The following is a 16,260-nucleotide window of genomic DNA, read 5'->3' on the forward strand; positions in this document are numbered from 1 at the left end:
CGATGACCGCCATCCCGAGGAGCCCTGCGGACGCGCAGGGCTCCTCGGAGCGCCCCGCCCGCAAGCCGGGCCGGGTGTTCCGCCTCAACCGGGTGCCGCAGTGGTTCCTGCTGCCTGCCCTCATCTTCTACATCGTCGTCGTGCTGTACCCGAGCGTCGCCGGCGGCGTGCTCGCCTTCACCGACGCCAGAACGCTGCGCGGCGGCGACTGGGTCGGCTTCGAGAACTTCGTCACCATCCTGCAGAACGAGGCCGCGCGCGCCGCGCTGCTGAACACGCTCACGATCGCCGTCACCCTCACGATCGTGCAGACCACGCTGGGCCTGCTGCTTGCGGTCGCGCTGAACAGCGCCATCCGCGGACGCAACCTGCTGCGCACCATCTTCTTCGCGCCGATGATGCTGCCCCCGATCATCACCGGTCTGCTGTGGCAGTACATCTACACGCCCAACGGCCCGCTCGACTCCGCGATGGACTTCCTGGGCCTGGGCGCCTTCAAGGCCAGCTGGCTCGGCGACGCCGACATCGCGCTGTGGTCGATCATCGGCAGCGTCATCTGGCATCACGTCGGCATGTCGATGGTGATCTACCTCGCCGGGCTGCAGGGCATCCCCGATGAGCTCTACGAAGCCGCCGCGGTCGACGGGGCGGGGCCGATGCGCCGGTTCTGGAGCATCACCCGCCCGTTGCTGGGCCAGGCGACCACGATCGCGACCGTGCTCACCATGACCTCGTCGCTCAAGCTGTTCGATCAGATCTTCGTGATGACCGGCGGCGGACCGGGCGTCTCGACGCAGACGCTGTCACTCATCATGTACCAGGAGGCGTTCGTGTACGGCAAGCAGGGCTACGGCTCGGCCATCGCCCTCGTGCTGGCCATGATCGTCGCCGCCATCGTCTTCGTGCAGATGAGTCTGACCCGGCGAGGGGAGCAGGAGGCATGAGCACCATGACCCTCACCGTCCCGAAGAGCGAGGCTGCGCCCCGCCGGCGCCGGATGCGGCAGGGCTACGGCCGTCCGCTGCTCGAGGTGGTCATGGTCCTGGTGACCGTGGCGTACCTTTTCCCGCTGTACATCATGCTGACGATGTCGTTCAAGGCGCCGGTCGAGATCGCCGAGTCGTCGGTCGCGCTGCCCAAGGGGCTGTTCCTCGACAACTATGCCACGGCGTGGTCGCAGGCGAACCTCGGCCGGGCGCTGCTGAACAGCGCGCTCATCACGAGCGTCAGCATCACCCTCGTGGTGATCATCGGCGCTATGGCCGGCTACGCCATCGCGCGCGGCAGCCGCCGCACCAGCACGCCGAAGCTGATGCTGTTCATGCTCGGCCTCATGATCCCCGGCCAGCTCGGCATGGTGCCGCTGTACAACCTCATGCGCGACGTGGGGCTGCTGCAGAGCTACTGGTCGCTGATCATCTTCTACGCCGGATCGATGATGCCGATGACGGTGTTCCTGTACACCGGGTTCCTGCGCGCCCAGTCGTCGACCTACGAAGAGGCGGCGCGCATCGACGGTGCCGGCTGGTGGCGGTCGTTCTGGCACGTCGTCTTCCCGCTGCTGCGGCCGGTCACCGGCACCGTGATCATCGTCAACGCGATCAACATCTGGAACGACTTCCTCACCCCGCTGCTGTACGTGTCGGGGTCGGTGAACCGCACCCTGCCGGTCGCGGTGTTCTCGTTCCAGGGAGAGTTCGCCAGCGAGTGGGGTCTGATCTTCGCGGGAATGGTGATCGCCGCGATGCCGGTGCTCATCGTGTACTTCTTCCTGCAGCGGCACATCATCCACGGCTTCGCCGGCGGGCTGAAGGGATGAGCGCGCTCGCCCCCATCGCATCCACGACGCACCAGCCGGTGCGCGTAGGGGACGGCCGCAATCTCTCGGACGGCACCACGCAGACCCTCAGCACGCTGTTCACGCACCAACTGCTGAGGCCGGCCGCCAGCATCCGGTTGGTCTTCGCGAACTGGTACAACACCGACGGGGACAGCCTGCCCGGCACCGACCCGATCCGGGTCAGCGCCGAGGTGCGGGCGGGCGGCATCCTGCCGGTGACGTTCGACGGACGCGATCACATCCGGATCGAACCCGGCGCGACCGTGCTGTCCGATCCGGTGCCGCTCGATCCGCACGGCGGTGCGGGGGCGGATCGGATGCTGCTGTCGACCTGCACGGTCGTCTCGGTCGGGCCGGGCGGGCGGTTCCCGCTCGGTTCGAGCACCGATGCGTCCTCGGGAGAGGGAGTGGCGGCGGGAGACCTCCGCGGACGGCCGGTGCCCACGGCATCCGCGTACGGATACGGGCCGTGGCAGGTGCTCGCCGAGGCGCCGGAAGCCGATTCAGCACTGCTGCTCGTGGTGGGCGACTCCAACGGAGTCGGCTTCGGCGACCGCCGAGGAGGCGCCGAGCATTTCGGCTGGGTGCGCCGCCGGTTCGACGGGCGCTGCGACGTGATGAACATCTCGGTCAGCGGCGCGCGGCTGGAGAACAGCATGACGGCGTCGCAGCTGGCGCTGCGCCTGGCGCAGGTGCAGTGGTCGTCACCGACCACCGTGCTGACGGCGCTCGGCACGAACGACATCCGCTGCGGTGTGCCGGGGGTCGCCGAGGTGCGAGAGCGGATGCTGAACCACTGGGGTGTGCTCGCCACCGTCGCCCCGTGCCTGATCGCGACCACGGTGCCGCCGGCGACGACGAGCACCGACGGCTGGCGCACGCTCGAGGCGCAGCGGCTGGATCACGGCAACGACACCCGCCGCATCATCAACGACTGGCTGCGGACGGTGCCCGCCCCGCTCGACGCGGTGTTCGACCTCGCCGCCGCGGTCGAGGCCGAGCCGGGCCTGTGGCGGCCGGGCATGACCGAGGATGGCGTGCACCCCAGCCCCGAGGGGCACGCGGCGATCGCGGCGGCCGCGCGGGACTTCTCGTTCGAGGGGGATGACGCGGCGGTGCGGGCGGTGAGGGGATAGCACGGTTCAGGCGGTCTGCGTCGGCGGATCAGCGTGGCGTGGCCGTGGACTCGCGTGCGATCAACCGCGGGGGAACGGCAGCGATCACGGTGCGCTCCGCGCCGTCCACCAGACGCAGCAGCGCCTGTGCGGCCTGCTCGCCGAGCGCGTGGATGTCGCGGCTCATCGCCGTCAGCGGCGGACGCGTGACGCGGCACAGGACCGAGTCGTCGCCGGCGAGCACCGACAGGTCGTCCGGGATGCGCAGACCGCGCGCCGTGAGGGCGTCCACCGCCCCTGCGGCCATCACGTCGTTGTCGAACATGACCGCCGTGGGCGCGGCATCCGATCTCAGCAGCTCGTCGGCGGCGGCCGCGCCGCCCTCCGGCGAGAAGTCGGCGTTCGCCACGGCGGGCACCCCGCCGACCGCCCGGACGGCCTCGGTGAACGCCGCCGTCCGTCGCTGCGTGTGCGAGAAGCCGACGGGACCGGCGACCCGGCCGATGCGCGAGTGCCCGAGCGCGATCAGGTGATCGACGGCGCCCTGAACCACCGCTGACTCGTCGGTCCAGAGCACGGCATGGTCACCGGCGTCATCCGGGTGGGCGAGCGCGAGAGCCGCGAAGCCGAGTTCGTCGACGAGACCGAGCCGCGGGTCCTCCGGCACGAGCACATCGACCAGCAGCACCGCGCCGACCCTACCCCTCTCATGCCAGCGGTGATAGGCGTCGAGCTCAGACGCCATGTCGGGCACGACCTGCAGGACGAGGGCGCGACCGTGCGCGGTGAGCACGTCTTCGACGCCGGCCATGAAGTCGTTGTAGAAGGCCTCGATCCCCAGCGTCCGCACCGGGCGGCGCAGCACCAGGCCTACGGCCCGGTGATCAGCGGCCGCGGCGGTGTCGGCCTCCGAAGTGGCAGGGGTCATGCTCAGCAGTATCACGCATCCCGCAGGTCGCAGAGATCATTCGCCGTGCGCAGCACGCGCGGATCCGTGAACGCCATCGGATCCAGCCCGGAGCGCGCCCGTACCAGGATCTCCGCGCTCTCACCCGGCAGCAGCGTGAGCAGACCATCCTCGGCGCGGGCTTCGGCATCCACCTTGTCGGCGAGGATCATGAGGTCCTTCACCAGGCCCCGCGCCTCGACGCGGACGACGTACCCGCCTGGCGTGTCCGACGCGGTCGCGACCACGGCATCCGCGCGCAGCGCGAGTGCGGGGTCCTCGGCGAAGTACCAGAGTGCGCGCTCGCCGCTGTCCGCGATCGCGGTGACGAACTCGTGCGACGGGCGCTCGGCGGATGCGATGGAGGCGGGCAGCGCGAGCTCGGCGCCGCCGCGGGCGGCGACCTCGAGCGGCATCCGCTCCTCGGCGAGCGTCTCTCCGGTCAGGGAGCGGCGCGTGAGGGCCACGGTCGTCGACAGCGCCTGGGCGGTGTCGTTGTGCAGCACGGCCGCCGGTCCGCCATCACGCGGCTGGATGGTCAGTAGCCGGTCCGCGTAGACGCGGCGAAGCGCATGCCAGAGCGGCTTGCGGTGGCGCAGGCCGTCGACGGCGGCCCACGAGACGACCGGCCAGCAGTCGTTGAGCTGCCAGACGATCGCACCGCGGTTCAGTGGGAACAGCGACCGGAAGTGCTCGATCCCGTAGGCCACCGCCCGCGCCTGGTTGAGCTGCATCGTCCAGTGCCAGTCCTCGTACGACTCCGGCTGCGGCAGGTGCTCGCCGAGGCCGCGCTGCAGCTTGCCGTTGCCGTCATCGGCCTTCTGATGCACGAGCATGTCGGGGCCGAACGGATCGCGGGGCTCGTCGTGCACGGCGTACTCCAGCGTCGACCAGGCGGGCGGTCCCTGGAAGCCGAACTCCGACACGAACCGCGGCCGGTAGTCGCGATAGTGGGTGTAGTCGACGCGGTTCCACACGTCCCAGATGTGCATGGTGCCGTGCGCGTCGTCGTTGGGGTGCACGTAGCGGCTGAACGAGAACGGACTGCCCTCGGAGTACGGCGTGTTCGGTGCGAGCTGACGGACGAGGCGGGGAAACAGGTCGATGTAGTACCCCTCGCCCCAGGTCATGTCGCCCAGCTGCGAACGCCAGTTCCAGTCGATGTAGCCCCAGATGTTCTCGTTGCCGCCGTTCCACACCACGAGGCTCGGGTGAGCGGTGAGCCGGGTGATCGCCTCGGTGGCCTCGGCTTCGAACTCCGACCACAGCACGTCGTCCTCCGCGTAGGCGGCGCAGGCGAGCAGGAAGTCCTGCCAGACGAGGATGCCGTACTCGTCGCAGAGATCGTAGAAGTCCTCGGACTCGTAGATGCCGCCTCCCCAGACCCGCAGCATGTTCATGTTCGATTCGAGAGCATCGGTGATGCTCTTCTGCAGCGTGTCGCGGGTGATGCGCGGGAAGAAGACGTCGTCGGGGATCCAGTTCGCGCCGCGGATGTAGACATCCTCGCCGTTGACGATGATGCGGAACGCGCTGCCCTGCTCGTCAGGTGCGACGTCGATCTCGACGCTGCGGAACCCGATCCGGCGGCTCCAGCGCGACAGCTCGTCGCCGGCGTCACTCGACAGGCGCACGTCGAGCTCGTGGCGCGCCTGCTCGCCGTGACCGCGCGGCCACCACAGAGCGGCGCCGGGGGCGTCGATGGTCGTGGATGCAGAGGTCTGCCCGGCGCTGAGGGCCACTCGCGCTGTGTGACCCGCCACCTCGAAGGCGAGCTCCGCACCCTCTGCGGGCTCGGCGTCGGCCCACTCGACGTCGACGTGCACGGTCACGGTGGGTACGCCGTCGATGACGTCGACGAGAGGACGCACGGCGGCGATCCGCGCGCCGGACCAGGAGTGGACGCCGATCGGCTTCCAGATCCCGACCGACGCGAGATCGGGACCCCAGTCCCAGCCGAAGTTGCAGGCCGCCTTGCGCATGGCGTTGAAGGGATTCTCGTACGAGTGCGGGCGCTCGCCGAGCAGCTGCTCCTGCTCGCGTGCGTAGGCGTACGGCGAGCGGAACGTGATCACGATGTCGTTGCGGCCGGGGTGGAGCAGCTCGCCCACGGCGAAGCGGTAGCCGCGGTGCTGGTTGGCGGTGCGGGCGACGGAGTGGCCGTTGAGCTCGATGTGGGCCACCGTGTCGAGACCCTCGGCGACGAGGTCGTGCCGGGTGTCGCCGGTGTCGGACCACTCGAAGCTCGTGCGGTACTCCCAGTCGCTCTCGCCGATCCAGCGCAGCGACGCTTCGGCGTCGTCGACGAAGGGATCCGTGATCAGGCCGGCGGTGAGCAGATCGGTGTGCACCACCCCTGGAACGGTCGCGGGTACCCCGTCAAGGTGGCCGGCCAGGTGATCCGGTGCGTCGCCTGTGACGAGACGGACGGTCCAGCCGGTGGCCAGGTCGAGATGCATGACGGTTCCCCTCGTCGAACTTTCTTAAACAGGTGAACTTAGTGTGGCATGGTCGGATCGTCGTTGGCGAGCCCCTCGCTACACTGAGCGACGCGGGCCTGCCCGCGTGCTTGCGCGCCTGCCTGCCGACGTCGCTGCCGACCTCGCCGCCAACCTCATGAAGGGATCGTCCGATGGGATCGTCCGATGAGGTCCGCGCGCAGCGCCGGGACACGCGCGGGCTGGTGCTCGAAGTCATCCGCTCGCGGGGACCCATCAGCCGCACCGAGCTGGCCGAGTCGACCGGGCTCACCGCCGCGACCATGACCGGCGTCGTCCGTCGTCTGCTGGCGGACGGCCTGGTGGTCGAGACCGGCCGTGCGGAGTCCACGGGCGGCAAGCGCAAGGTGCTGCTCGAGGTCGATGCGGGTGCTCGCCTCGCCATCGGCATCCAACTCGGTTTCACCGCCACGGTCATCGTGGTGACGAACATGTGGGGAGCCGTTGTGGGGCGATCCCGGATGCCGGGCATCGGCGGTGCGCAGCCGGACGAGTATCTGGATCGCCTGGCCGAGAGCGCGGACGGACTGATCGCCTCCCTCGGACTGGACAGGGCGACCGTCATCGGGGTGGGGCTCGCAGTGCCCGCTGCGCTCGAGCATCCGGTGCACGCGGACACCGCGCAGCCGCCGGATGACGTCTGGGCGTCGTTCCCCCTGCGCGACGGGGTCGCACAGCGAATGGATGCGGACGTCGTGATCGAGCGGGACGCGCTCGCCGCCGCGGTCGGCGAGCGGTGGAGCGGCGCCGTCGGCGAGTCGGACGCCTTCGTGCTGATCCATATGGACGGCACCATCGGCGCCGGCATCGTGCTGCACGGCCGCCCCGTGCGGGGCGCCCACGGCCGTGCCGGTGACCTCGGTCACATGAGCGTCGATCCGAACGGCCCGCACTGCTCGTGCGGTGCACGCGGGTGCCTGTCGGCGATCGCCGGCAGCACCGCCTCGCTGACCCGCTACCGCGACGCGGTCGGACGCAAGGTCGGCGAACAGACGCTCAACCTGGCCGCTGTCGCGGGCGAGCAGGAGGCGCTCGATGCCCTCCAGCCCGCGGTGTCCGCATTCGCGACCGCCGTGGCGACGCTCGTCGACCTGATCGATCCGGATCGGGTCGTGCTCGCCGGCAGCGGGTTCGGCAGTGCCATCTCGCTGTTCATCAGCGGCATCCAGTCCCGGCTCGACGAGCGCTTCGGCGCCCCGGCGGGCTCGCGCGTGCGCGTGGAGCCATCCGTGAGCGTCCGCGACGCTCCCGCCATCGGCGCGGCGGCGCTCGTCCTCGACTCGACGATCGGCTGACCAGCCTCGTCGACGGCGGGATGACCACGCTCTGACGCCCTCGCCTCACCCCGCGGGCGGCGATGCGACCGCATCCGTGTGCGCCTGAGGAGTATTCTCAGCGGCATGGCGAAACCGACCACGCAGCCCACCCGACGCGAGGGCTTCGGCTCACGCAACGTCTTCATCATGTCGGCCATCGGCTCGGCCGTCGGTCTCGGCAACATCTGGCGCTTCCCGTACGTCGCCTATGAGGGTGGCGGCGGCGCGTTTTTGATCCCGTACCTGTGTGCGCTGCTGACCGCCGGCATCCCGCTGCTGTTCTTCGACTACGCGATCGGCCACCGCTTCCGCGGGTCGGCACCGCTGGCGTTCCGCCGGATGCACCGCGCCGCCGAGCCGCTGGGCTGGTGGCAGGTGCTCATCTGCGTCGTGATCGCCACCTATTACGCGGTCATCATCGCGTGGGCGGCGATGTACACCTGGTTCTCGGCGCAGACCACCTGGGGCGCCGGGAACGAGAACGACTTCTTCTTCGGCGAGTTCCTGCAGCTCGGCGATCTCGGGGCCGGTGTCTCGACCCAGTTCGTGCCGCAGGTCGGGTATCCGCTGATCGGTGTCTGGCTCGTCGTGATCATCATCATGGCGCTGGGCGTCAAGCGCGGCATCGGCCGGGCGAACATGGTGCTCATGCCGCTGCTGACGGTCATGTTCGCCGTGCTGGTCGTGCAGTCGCTGTTCCTGCCCGGCGCCGTGGACGGACTCAACGCGTTCTTCACCCCGAACTGGGAGGCGCTCGCCGACCCCGCCGTCTGGGCCTCGGCCTACGGGCACATCTTCTTCTCGCTGTCGGTGGCGTTCGGCATCATGGTGACCTACTCGTCGTACCTCAAGCGCAAGACCGACCTCACCGGGTCGGGCCTGGTCGTCGCCTTCGCGAACTCGGGCTTCGAGATCCTCGCCGGCATCGGCGTGTTCGCCGCCCTCGGCTTCATGGCCCAGGCGCAGGCCACGGATGTCTCGGGCGTCGCGACCGCCGGCATCGGACTGGCCTTCGTCGCCTTCCCGACGATCGTGTCGCAGGCCGCCGGCGGCTCGATCATCGGCGTGCTGTTCTTCGGCGCCCTGGTGTTCGCCGGCATCACCTCGCTCATCTCGGTGCTCGAGGTCATCGTCGCCTCGCTGCAGGACAAGCTCGGCTGGGGCCGGGTGCGGACGACACTGGTCGTCTCGATCCCGATCGCGCTGATCTCCGTCGCGCTGTTCTCGACGACCACCGCCCTGTTCGTGCTCGACGCGACGGATGCCTTCGTCAACGCGTTCGGCATCATGGCGGTCGCACTCGTGGCCGTGATCCTCGTGGCCTGGATCCTGCACCGCCTGCCCGTGCTGCGCGAGCACCTCAACCGCCGCTCGAGCTTCCGCGTCGGCTGGATCTGGATGCTGCTCGTCGGCCTGCTCGGCCCGGTCGTGCTCGGGTACCTCTTCGTCAGCGAGATCATTGCGAAGACCAGCACGCCCTACGAGGACTATCCCGACTGGTTCCTGTGGATCTTCGGCTGGGGCATGGTCATCGCCCTCGTCGTGCTCGCGGTGCTGCTCACCCTGCTGCCGTGGAGCAGCCGGTCGCATGCGAAGAGCGACCCCGATTACGACGCGTTCCTCGTCGACGAGAACTACCCGCCGAACACCGAGACGGGCGCGGTGGTCCTGCCCGGCGTCGCATCGAACGGAGCACGGTCATGACCCCGATCGCCATCACCATGATGATCATCGCGATGGTCACGGTCTGGGGCGGCCTCGTCGCCGGGATCGTGAACCTCTCGCGTCACCCCGAGGTCGCCGAGGCCGAGCCGCAGCCGCCTGTCGAGCTGTAATCGTCAGTGCGCCGCCATCCACTCCGTGACGCGCGCGATCGTGGGCGCGAACCCGGGCTCCTCGGGACGGTTGAGATGGCCGTGCTGCGTGCCCGGCTCCAGTGACAGGTCGACAGGCACGCCCGCCTCGATCAGCGTCGCGGCGAAGGCCTCACCCGACACCCGCAGCTCGTCGGTGTCGCCGTTGATCGTGATGGTGGGCGGGAATCCGGTGACGTCGGCGACGCTCGCGAGCCCGGGGATCGCCGGCAGCGGGGCGCCCTCGACGTCGCCGCCGAGGTACGTGCGGTACATCTCCAGCACGCCGGCCGGGGCGAACCGGTCGGCATCCGGATTCGCGTCCAGCGCCGCCCGCAGCTCGGGCGACGGCGCCGGCTGCACCGCCAGCAGCGTCGGGTAGGCGAGGAACACCCCGGCGGGCAGGGGAGCGGATGCCGTGGCCGGCGCGTGGCCGAGCAGCCGCAGCACCGCGCCGGCGATGAGGTTGCCGCCGGCGCTCGTGCCGCCGGCGAACAGCCGCGCGGGATCCGCGCCGAGCTCGGTCGCGTTCTCTGCGAGCCAGGCCCACGAGGTGAGGATGTCGTCGGAGCCGGCCGGGAAGCGCCCTGCACCGTCGCCGACCAGCCGGTAGTCGACCGACGCCACCACGGCGCCGCGAGAGGCGAAGGCGCGCGAGACGGCATCCGCTTCGGGCATGTCCAGGTCGCCGTGCACGAAACCGCCGCCGTGCGCCCACAGCAGTCCGGCTCCGCGCAGCGGGCCGTCCCCGGCGGGGTAGAGGCGGATCATTCCATCGAGCTCGGCGCGCGGGCGTGTCATCCCTCCAGCATGGCATCGGCGGCATGTCGGGAAGCTCAAGCCTGGTCGAATGTCCCCGTCTGGTGATTGAATCCGTCCATGGGCCTGGATGGGGCGGAGCGGCTGGAGTCGGCACGCGTGGCGGATGCGCTGCGCGACGACATCATGCTCGGCCGCCGGCAGCCGGGCTCGCGTTTGATCGAGCGCGACATCGCCGCCGAGCTGCGGGTGTCGCGGCTTCCGGTCCGCGAGGCGATCAAGGCGCTCGTGGCCGAGGGCATCGTCGTCGCCCGGCCCCGCACCTGGGCGGTGGTGCGGGAGTTCTCGGTGCAGGACGTGCAGGACTTCGCCGAGGTCCGAGAGGCGATCGAGACACTGGCCTTCGTGCTGGCCACGCAGCGCATCGACGAGGACGGGCTGCGCCTGCTCGAGTCCATCGTCGCCCGTGAGGAGCAGACGGCCGCCTCAGGCGATGCGGATGCCGCGCGCACGGCATCCGCGATGTTCCACATCACCGCCGTCCGCCTGGCCGGCAACGCGATGCTCGACGAACTGGCCGCGATCCTCGTGACGCGGCTGCGCTGGCTGTTCGGCCAGCACGAGGAGCTCGGCCACATGGCCGCCACGCACCGCGAGATCCTCACGGCGATGCGCGACGGTGACATCGCCGCCATCCGCGCGCTGATCCCCGCCCACCTCGCCGAGGGACGCGACGCCGCCGAGCGGCGTCTTCGCACCGGTGCGGGCGATCGCGCTGACGATGTGCGCTGAGTTCCCCTGCAGGGTCGGTGGCGCCCGGTACGCTCGATTCGGGAGGTGCGTGTGACACGAACATCGGATGCGATCGCCGAAGGTGTCGCGATCGCCACAGCGGCCGCCCGGCTGACCGTCAAGAACCAGATCCTGGTCGGGACCATCGCCGGCGGAGGCACCTTCGAGATCGAGCACTACATGGACGAGGCCCGCGCGGCGCTCCTCGCGATGGCGCACGAGTCCGACGAGGCCGCCGAGCTGCTCGTCCAGTTGCGCAAGCGCGCCCGCGGCCGTCATTCCGACCCGCACGGCACCCACGACTACCGCGACCGCGATGTGCGCAACCTGCGCCGCCGCGCCAAGCAGTCCGCGGGTGTCGCCGACCGGCTGCGCAAGATGACCGACGAACCCGACGTGCTGCGCGAACTCGTCGAGCAGGCCCGCGCCGCCGCCTGGGGAGACGTGCGCGCCAACCTCGACCGCCGGTTGCAGGTCGAGGGCATGCGCCCCGACCAGGACCCCGACTACGACCGGATGCGCGAAGCGCGGATGCAGGCGCTGCGACTGGTCGACCTGCAGGCGCTGTCGTCCGAGCAGCGAGCGCGCCGCAAGCGCGAGAAGGCGGCGGAGAAGACCGCCGAGAAGCAGGCCGCGAAGAGCGAGCGCGCAGCCCGGCGCGAAGCGCGACACGCGGACAGCCCCTGACGGCACCGCCTCGATTTCGCTTCTCGGCGAGGCGTGTTGTAGGCTGTTCCCTGGCCCGCTGAGCGGGCCGTGCGCCTCTAGCTCAATGGATAGAGCATCTGACTACGGATCAGAAGGTTGGGGGTTCGAGTCCCTCGAGGCGCGCACTGTGTTGAGACAGTAGCTGAAGGCCCCGGGCTCCACCCCGGGGTCTTCTTCCTTTCTCCACCACCCCGCCGAAACCCCTCGTGGTTGTCGATACCCCTCGTGAATGGCGCGAATCACGAGGGGTCTGGGCACTCACGAGGGGTTTCGGCGGGAGGTGTGGCGAGGCCAGGGGACGGGGGTCAGTCCTCGTCGCGGAGGCTGCGCAGGGCCGAGTCGCGCTCGACGAAACGCGCGGCGGTGGCGATGATCACGTCGCGCATCGCCGCGACAGCGGCGCCGGGCGTGACGTCCGAGCGATGCGCCAGGCTCACCGTGCGGCTCAGCGTGGTCGACAGCCGTGCCGACCGCAGCTCAGGGCGATCGGTGAGCACCATCGCGGGGACCACGGCGACGCCGAGGCCCTTCTCGACGAATCGCAGCACGGTGTCCATCTCGGGCCCCTCCAGCACGGGGTTCGGCGAGAGGCCGGCGGCCCGGAACGCGGCATCCATCGTCGCGCGCAGGTCGTAGCTGCGATCCAGCGCGATCATCGGCAGCGAGGCGAGGTACGCCAGGCCGATCGTCGCCCCCTCCGCGACCAGCGGATAGCTCGACGAGGTGACCACGACCAGCTCCTCGGCCAGCAGCGGCATGCGCGTGAGGGTGACCCCGGGCATCACCCGGGTGTCGGATGCCGTGACCAGCGCGATGTCTATGCCCCCCACGGCGAGCCGCTCCACGAGGGTGCGCGAGCCGGCCTCGGCGAGATGCAGGTCGATGCCGGGATGCGCGCCGTGGAAGACGGCGATCGCCTCGGCGACGAGGTTGCCGCACAGCGTGGGCGGGGCGCCCAGCCGCACCCGGCCGCGGCGCAGCCCGGCGAGTTCGTCCATCTCGTCCTGGATGGCACCGACCTCGGCGAGGATGCGCTGGGCGCGCGGCAGCAGCGCCTCACCGGCCGGCGTGAGCGAGATGTGCCCCCGCGCGCGGTGCAGCAGATCGGCCCCAAGCTCGCGCTCGAGCGTGGAGATCTGGCGGCTCAGCGACGGCTGGGCCAGGTGCAGCGACTCGGAGGCGCGCGTGAAATGGCCGAGGCGGGCGACCTCGACGAATCCGCGCAGCTGCTCCAGGTTCATGTGCCCAGGCTATCGATATCAGACGCATAATGCATCGACCTCATGGGGCGTGCACGGCTGGGACCCGGAAGCAGGCCGGCGGATCTAGGCTTGAGGGGTGACTGCGTACGTCTCGGCCTTCGATCTGTTCTCCATCGGTGTGGGACCATCGAGCTCCCACACGGTGGGCCCGATGCGAGCCGGAGTCGACTTCGCCGAGAGGTTGCAGGCCGATGGCCTGCTCGAGCGCGCCGAGCGCGTCACCTGCGAGCTGTTCGGGTCCCTGGGCGCCACCGGCCTCGGCCACGGAACCCCGGATGCCGTCGTCGCCGGACTGCAGGGCCTGCGGCCCGAGACCTGCGATCCCGACGACGTGCGGGCGGTCTGGCAGGAGTGGCCGGAGGGCCGGATGCTGACCCTCGCCGGACGGCATCCGATCCCGTTCGCCAAGGATGACATCGTCTTCACCCCGCGCACCCGCCTGCCCGGGCATCCCAACGCCATGACGCTGCGCGCGCTCGACGCCGACGGCGGGGTCGGGGCCGAGCAGACGTATTACTCGATCGGCGGCGGTTTCATCCGCCGCGACGGCGAGGAGGCGCGCATCACCTCCGCCGAGCAGCCGTATCCGTACAGCGATGCCGCGTCGCTGCTGGCCCTGTGCGATGAGAACGGACTCTCGATCGCCGAGGTCGCCCGCCTCAATGAGATGGCGGTGCGCAGCGAGGAGGACGTCGCCGCTGGGCTCGACGCGATCTGGGATGCGATGGCAGCCTGCGTCGACGCCGGCCTGCACACGGGCGGCACGCTGCCCGGCATCCTCAAGGTCAAGCGGCGGGCATCCGACATCCGCGAGCAGCTCGAGGCCGCCGAGACCGACGGGCGCCGCGAGCTGCCCGGTGAGTGGCTGGGTGCCTTCGCGCTCGCCGTCAACGAGGAGAACGCCGCCGGCGGGCGGGTCGTCACGGCGCCGACCAACGGCGCGGCCGGCATCCTGCCCGCAGTGGCGATGTACTGGTGGCGCTTCCTCGCCGACTCCGGTCTGGGCGCGGGCAACGCCGTCACCCCCTACGGCGAGCTGGTCGGCAGCGCGCTGCTGGGCTTCGGCGGCCAGTATGAGACCCCGAACGCCGATGGCTCCCTGAGCCTGCCGACGGGCCTCGACGACGAGCAGACCGCCGAGGCGAACCGCCGCCGCGGCATCCGGCGCTTCCTGCTGACCGCCACCGCGCTCGGATCGCTGTTCAAGGCGAACGCCTCGATCTCGGGCGCCGAGGGCGGCTGCCAGGCCGAGGTCGGCTCGGCGTGCGCGATGGCCGCCGGGGGCCTGACCGCCGTCATGGGCGGCACGAACCGGCAGATCGAGAACGCCGCCGAGATCGCGATGGAGCACCACCTGGGCCTGACCTGCGACCCGATCGGCGGGCTCGTGCAGATCCCGTGCATCGAGCGCAACGCGATCGCGGCATCCACCGCCGTCACCGCCGCGCGCCTCGCGCTGCGCGGCGACGGCGAGCACTTCGTCTCGCTGGATGCCGTCGTCGAGACCATGCGGCAGACGGGCCTGGACATGTCGACGAAGTACAAGGAGACCAGCGAGGGCGGCCTCGCGGTGAACGTCATCGAGTGCTGAGAGCATCCGGACGCCGCGGCATCCGAGCTTGAGCCGCATCAGGGCTTGACCGCATCCGGGCGCGGTTGAATGATCAACGCATGACGGATGCCGCGGTGGTGGTCGACGGGCTGACGGTGCGGCGCGGGCACCGCACCGTGTTCGACGGGCTGTCGGTGAGCATCCCCGCCGGGCAGGTGATCGGCCTGCTCGGGCCATCGGGATGCGGCAAGACCACGCTCATGCGCGCGATCGTCGGCGTCCAGCGCATCCACGGCGGATCGGTGACCGTGCTCGGCGAGCCCGCGGGCGCACGAGCCCTGCGTCACCGGGTGACCTACGGCACGCAGGGCTCCGCCGTGTACTCCGACCTAACGGTGCAGGAGAACCTGCGCTACTTCGCGTCGGTCGCCGGGGCGTCGCGCACCGACGTCGACCGCGTCATCGCCCAGGTGGGGCTGGCCTCGCAGGCGCGCCAGTCGGTGGATGCACTCAGCGGCGGGCAGGTCAATCGCGTCTCGCTCGCGGTCGCGCTGCTCGGCGGACCCGAACTGGTCGTGCTCGACGAGCCGACCGTCGGACTCGACCCGGTGCTGCGCACCGAGCTGTGGAACCTGTTCCGCGAGCTCGCCGCAGCCGGCACGACGATGCTCGTCTCGAGCCACGTGATGGACGAGGCGCTGCGCTGCGACCGGCTGCTGCTGATGCGCGACGGCCGCATCATCTCGGACACCATCCCGCAGCGGCTGCTCGCCGACACCGGACAGGCGGATGCCGAGGCGGCCTTCCTCACGCTCATCGAACGCGACATCGGAACGCACCGCGAGACGCGGCGCTCGCTGAAGGACGAGCAGCGATGAACCCGCGCCGCACGTTCGCCACCGCCGGTCGTGTGCTGCACCAGCTGCGCCACGACCCCCGCTCGATCGCGCTGATGCTCATCGCGCCGAGCCTGCTGATCGGCCTTTTCGCGTGGCTGTTCGCCGACCAGGAGGGCGTCTTCGACATCTTCGGCGGCGCAATCCTGGCGCTGTTCCCCTTCACCGTGATGTTCCTCGTCACCTCGATCACCACGCTCCGTGAGCGCCGCTCCGGCACGCTCGAGCGGCTCATGACCACGCCGCTCGGCAAGGCCGACTTCATCGCCGGCTACGCGCTCGCGTTCGGGCTGATGGCGGTGCTGCAGGCGCTGATCACCGTTGTGTACGCCGTGTACGTCTGCGGTCTCACGGTCGACGGCCCGCTCTGGCAGCTCGGCCTGGTCGCCGTGGTGGATGCCGTGCTCGGAACGTCGCTCGGGCTGCTCGCGAGCGCGTTCGCGTCGACCGAGTTCCAGGCCGTGCAGTTCATGCCCGTGCTCGTGTTCCCGCAGATCATCCTCGGCGGGCTGTTCATGCCGCGCGAGGACATGCCCGAGGTGCTCTACGCGATCTCGCACTGGCTGCCGCTCAGTCACGCCATCGACGCGATCCAGGCGGTCGCCGCCGGCGACGAGGGGTGGGATGCCGCCGGCCCGATGCTGATCGTCGCGGTCTTCGCGCTCGCCTTCCTCGTGCTCGCTCCGCTCACCCTGCGCCGCCGCACGCCGTAGCCCGCCGTAG

The 16,260-nt window shown here is 70.3% G+C and carries 16 protein-coding genes and 1 tRNA gene; 12 read left to right on the plus strand and 5 right to left on the minus strand.

Going from position 1 to position 16,260, the window contains the following annotated elements:
- Positions 1 to 2: 2 nt before the first annotated feature.
- Genes H7694_RS02065 through H7694_RS02075 form a run of 3 tightly spaced genes read left to right on the plus strand, consistent with a single transcriptional unit; the run spans position 3 to position 2,976 of the window.
- Positions 3 to 944 carry a carbohydrate ABC transporter permease gene (locus H7694_RS02065; RefSeq protein WP_193597907.1) on the plus strand — a complete coding sequence of 314 codons (942 nt, stop codon included), beginning with the start codon at positions 3 to 5 and terminating at the stop codon, positions 942 to 944.
- Complete coding sequence (locus H7694_RS02070) at positions 941 to 1,819, plus strand: carbohydrate ABC transporter permease (protein WP_227468244.1); 879 nt, start codon at positions 941 to 943, stop codon at positions 1,817 to 1,819. Before H7694_RS02065 ends, H7694_RS02070 begins: the two co-directional genes overlap by 4 nt.
- Positions 1,816 to 2,976, plus strand: coding sequence for an SGNH/GDSL hydrolase family protein (locus tag H7694_RS02075; RefSeq protein WP_193597908.1), 1,161 nt, complete (start codon positions 1,816 to 1,818; stop codon positions 2,974 to 2,976). The genes H7694_RS02070 and H7694_RS02075 overlap by 4 nt, the downstream gene beginning before the upstream one ends.
- A 28-nt stretch (positions 2,977 to 3,004) precedes the next feature.
- On the opposite strand, the gene H7694_RS02080 is transcribed toward H7694_RS02075, so the two are convergent.
- Entirely contained in the window at positions 3,005 to 3,883 is an 879-nt protein-coding gene (locus H7694_RS02080; protein WP_193597909.1) for a LacI family DNA-binding transcriptional regulator, read from the minus strand.
- A gap of 11 nt (positions 3,884 to 3,894) precedes the next feature.
- Complete coding sequence (locus tag H7694_RS02085; RefSeq protein ID WP_193597910.1) at positions 3,895 to 6,360, minus strand: glycoside hydrolase family 2 protein; 2,466 nt, start codon at positions 6,358 to 6,360, stop codon at positions 3,895 to 3,897.
- Positions 6,361 to 6,533: 173 nt separating this feature from the next.
- Here H7694_RS02085 and H7694_RS02090 point away from each other — a divergent pair, with 173 nt between their 5' ends.
- The 3 genes from H7694_RS02090 (at position 6,534) to H7694_RS02100 (ending at position 9,550) form a co-directional block, all read left to right on the plus strand.
- Positions 6,534 to 7,694 (plus strand): ROK family transcriptional regulator, encoded by a 1,161-nt coding sequence (locus tag H7694_RS02090; protein WP_193597911.1) that lies wholly within the window; start codon positions 6,534 to 6,536, stop codon positions 7,692 to 7,694.
- 105 nt (positions 7,695 to 7,799) lie between these two features.
- Complete coding sequence (locus H7694_RS02095; protein ID WP_193597912.1) at positions 7,800 to 9,419, plus strand: sodium-dependent transporter; 1,620 nt, start codon at positions 7,800 to 7,802, stop codon at positions 9,417 to 9,419.
- Positions 9,416 to 9,550 carry a methionine/alanine import family NSS transporter small subunit gene (locus H7694_RS02100; protein ID WP_193597913.1) on the plus strand — a complete coding sequence of 45 codons (135 nt, stop codon included), beginning with the start codon at positions 9,416 to 9,418 and terminating at the stop codon, positions 9,548 to 9,550. Before H7694_RS02095 ends, H7694_RS02100 begins: the two co-directional genes overlap by 4 nt.
- A gap of 3 nt (positions 9,551 to 9,553) precedes the next feature.
- On the opposite strand, the gene H7694_RS02105 is transcribed toward H7694_RS02100, so the two are convergent.
- On the minus strand, positions 9,554 to 10,369 hold the full coding sequence (locus H7694_RS02105) for an alpha/beta hydrolase (protein WP_193597914.1): 816 nt from the start codon (positions 10,367 to 10,369) through the stop codon (positions 9,554 to 9,556).
- 78 nt (positions 10,370 to 10,447) lie between these two features.
- On the opposite strand from H7694_RS02105, the gene H7694_RS02110 reads away from it, so the two are divergent.
- The 3 genes from H7694_RS02110 (at position 10,448) to H7694_RS02120 (ending at position 11,950) form a co-directional block, all read left to right on the plus strand.
- The gene (locus H7694_RS02110; protein ID WP_193597915.1) at positions 10,448 to 11,119 is read left to right on the plus strand and encodes a GntR family transcriptional regulator; all 672 of its coding nucleotides are present in this window, start codon (positions 10,448 to 10,450) and stop codon (positions 11,117 to 11,119) included.
- A 51-nt stretch (positions 11,120 to 11,170) separates the two neighbouring features.
- Positions 11,171 to 11,806, plus strand: a complete 636-nt coding sequence (locus H7694_RS02115; RefSeq protein ID WP_227468245.1) for an asparagine synthase — start codon at positions 11,171 to 11,173, stop codon at positions 11,804 to 11,806.
- Between the two features lie 71 nt (positions 11,807 to 11,877).
- A tRNA-Arg gene (locus tag H7694_RS02120) sits at positions 11,878 to 11,950 on the plus strand.
- Between the two features lie 182 nt (positions 11,951 to 12,132).
- Here the strand turns inward: H7694_RS02120 and H7694_RS02125 are convergent.
- Positions 12,133 to 13,068, minus strand: coding sequence for a LysR family transcriptional regulator (locus H7694_RS02125; protein WP_193597916.1), 936 nt, complete (start codon positions 13,066 to 13,068; stop codon positions 12,133 to 12,135).
- Positions 13,069 to 13,165: 97 nt separating this feature from the next.
- Between H7694_RS02125 and H7694_RS02130 the strand changes: the two genes are divergently transcribed.
- Entirely contained in the window at positions 13,166 to 14,680 is a 1,515-nt protein-coding gene (locus H7694_RS02130; RefSeq protein ID WP_193597917.1) for an L-serine ammonia-lyase, iron-sulfur-dependent, subunit alpha, read from the plus strand.
- A gap of 73 nt (positions 14,681 to 14,753) precedes the next feature.
- Here H7694_RS02130 and H7694_RS17840 read toward each other — a convergent pair whose 3' ends face one another.
- Positions 14,754 to 14,903: a hypothetical protein gene (locus tag H7694_RS17840; protein ID WP_319805283.1), complete on the minus strand. Its 150-nt coding sequence runs from the start codon at positions 14,901 to 14,903 to the stop codon at positions 14,754 to 14,756.
- On the opposite strand from H7694_RS17840, the gene H7694_RS02135 reads away from it, so the two are divergent.
- Together H7694_RS02135 and H7694_RS02140 are read left to right on the plus strand one after the other, a co-directional pair.
- Complete coding sequence (locus tag H7694_RS02135) at positions 14,857 to 15,519, plus strand: ABC transporter ATP-binding protein (RefSeq protein ID WP_319805274.1); 663 nt, start codon at positions 14,857 to 14,859, stop codon at positions 15,517 to 15,519. The genes H7694_RS17840 and H7694_RS02135 overlap by 47 nt on opposite strands.
- Complete coding sequence (locus H7694_RS02140; RefSeq protein ID WP_193597919.1) at positions 15,516 to 16,250, plus strand: ABC transporter permease; 735 nt, start codon at positions 15,516 to 15,518, stop codon at positions 16,248 to 16,250. The genes H7694_RS02135 and H7694_RS02140 overlap by 4 nt, the downstream gene beginning before the upstream one ends.
- Positions 16,251 to 16,260: the final 10 nt, after the last annotated feature.

The sequence above is a fragment of the Microbacterium sp. YJN-G genome, assembly GCF_015040615.1.
GTDB lineage: Bacteria > Actinomycetota > Actinomycetes > Actinomycetales > Microbacteriaceae > Microbacterium.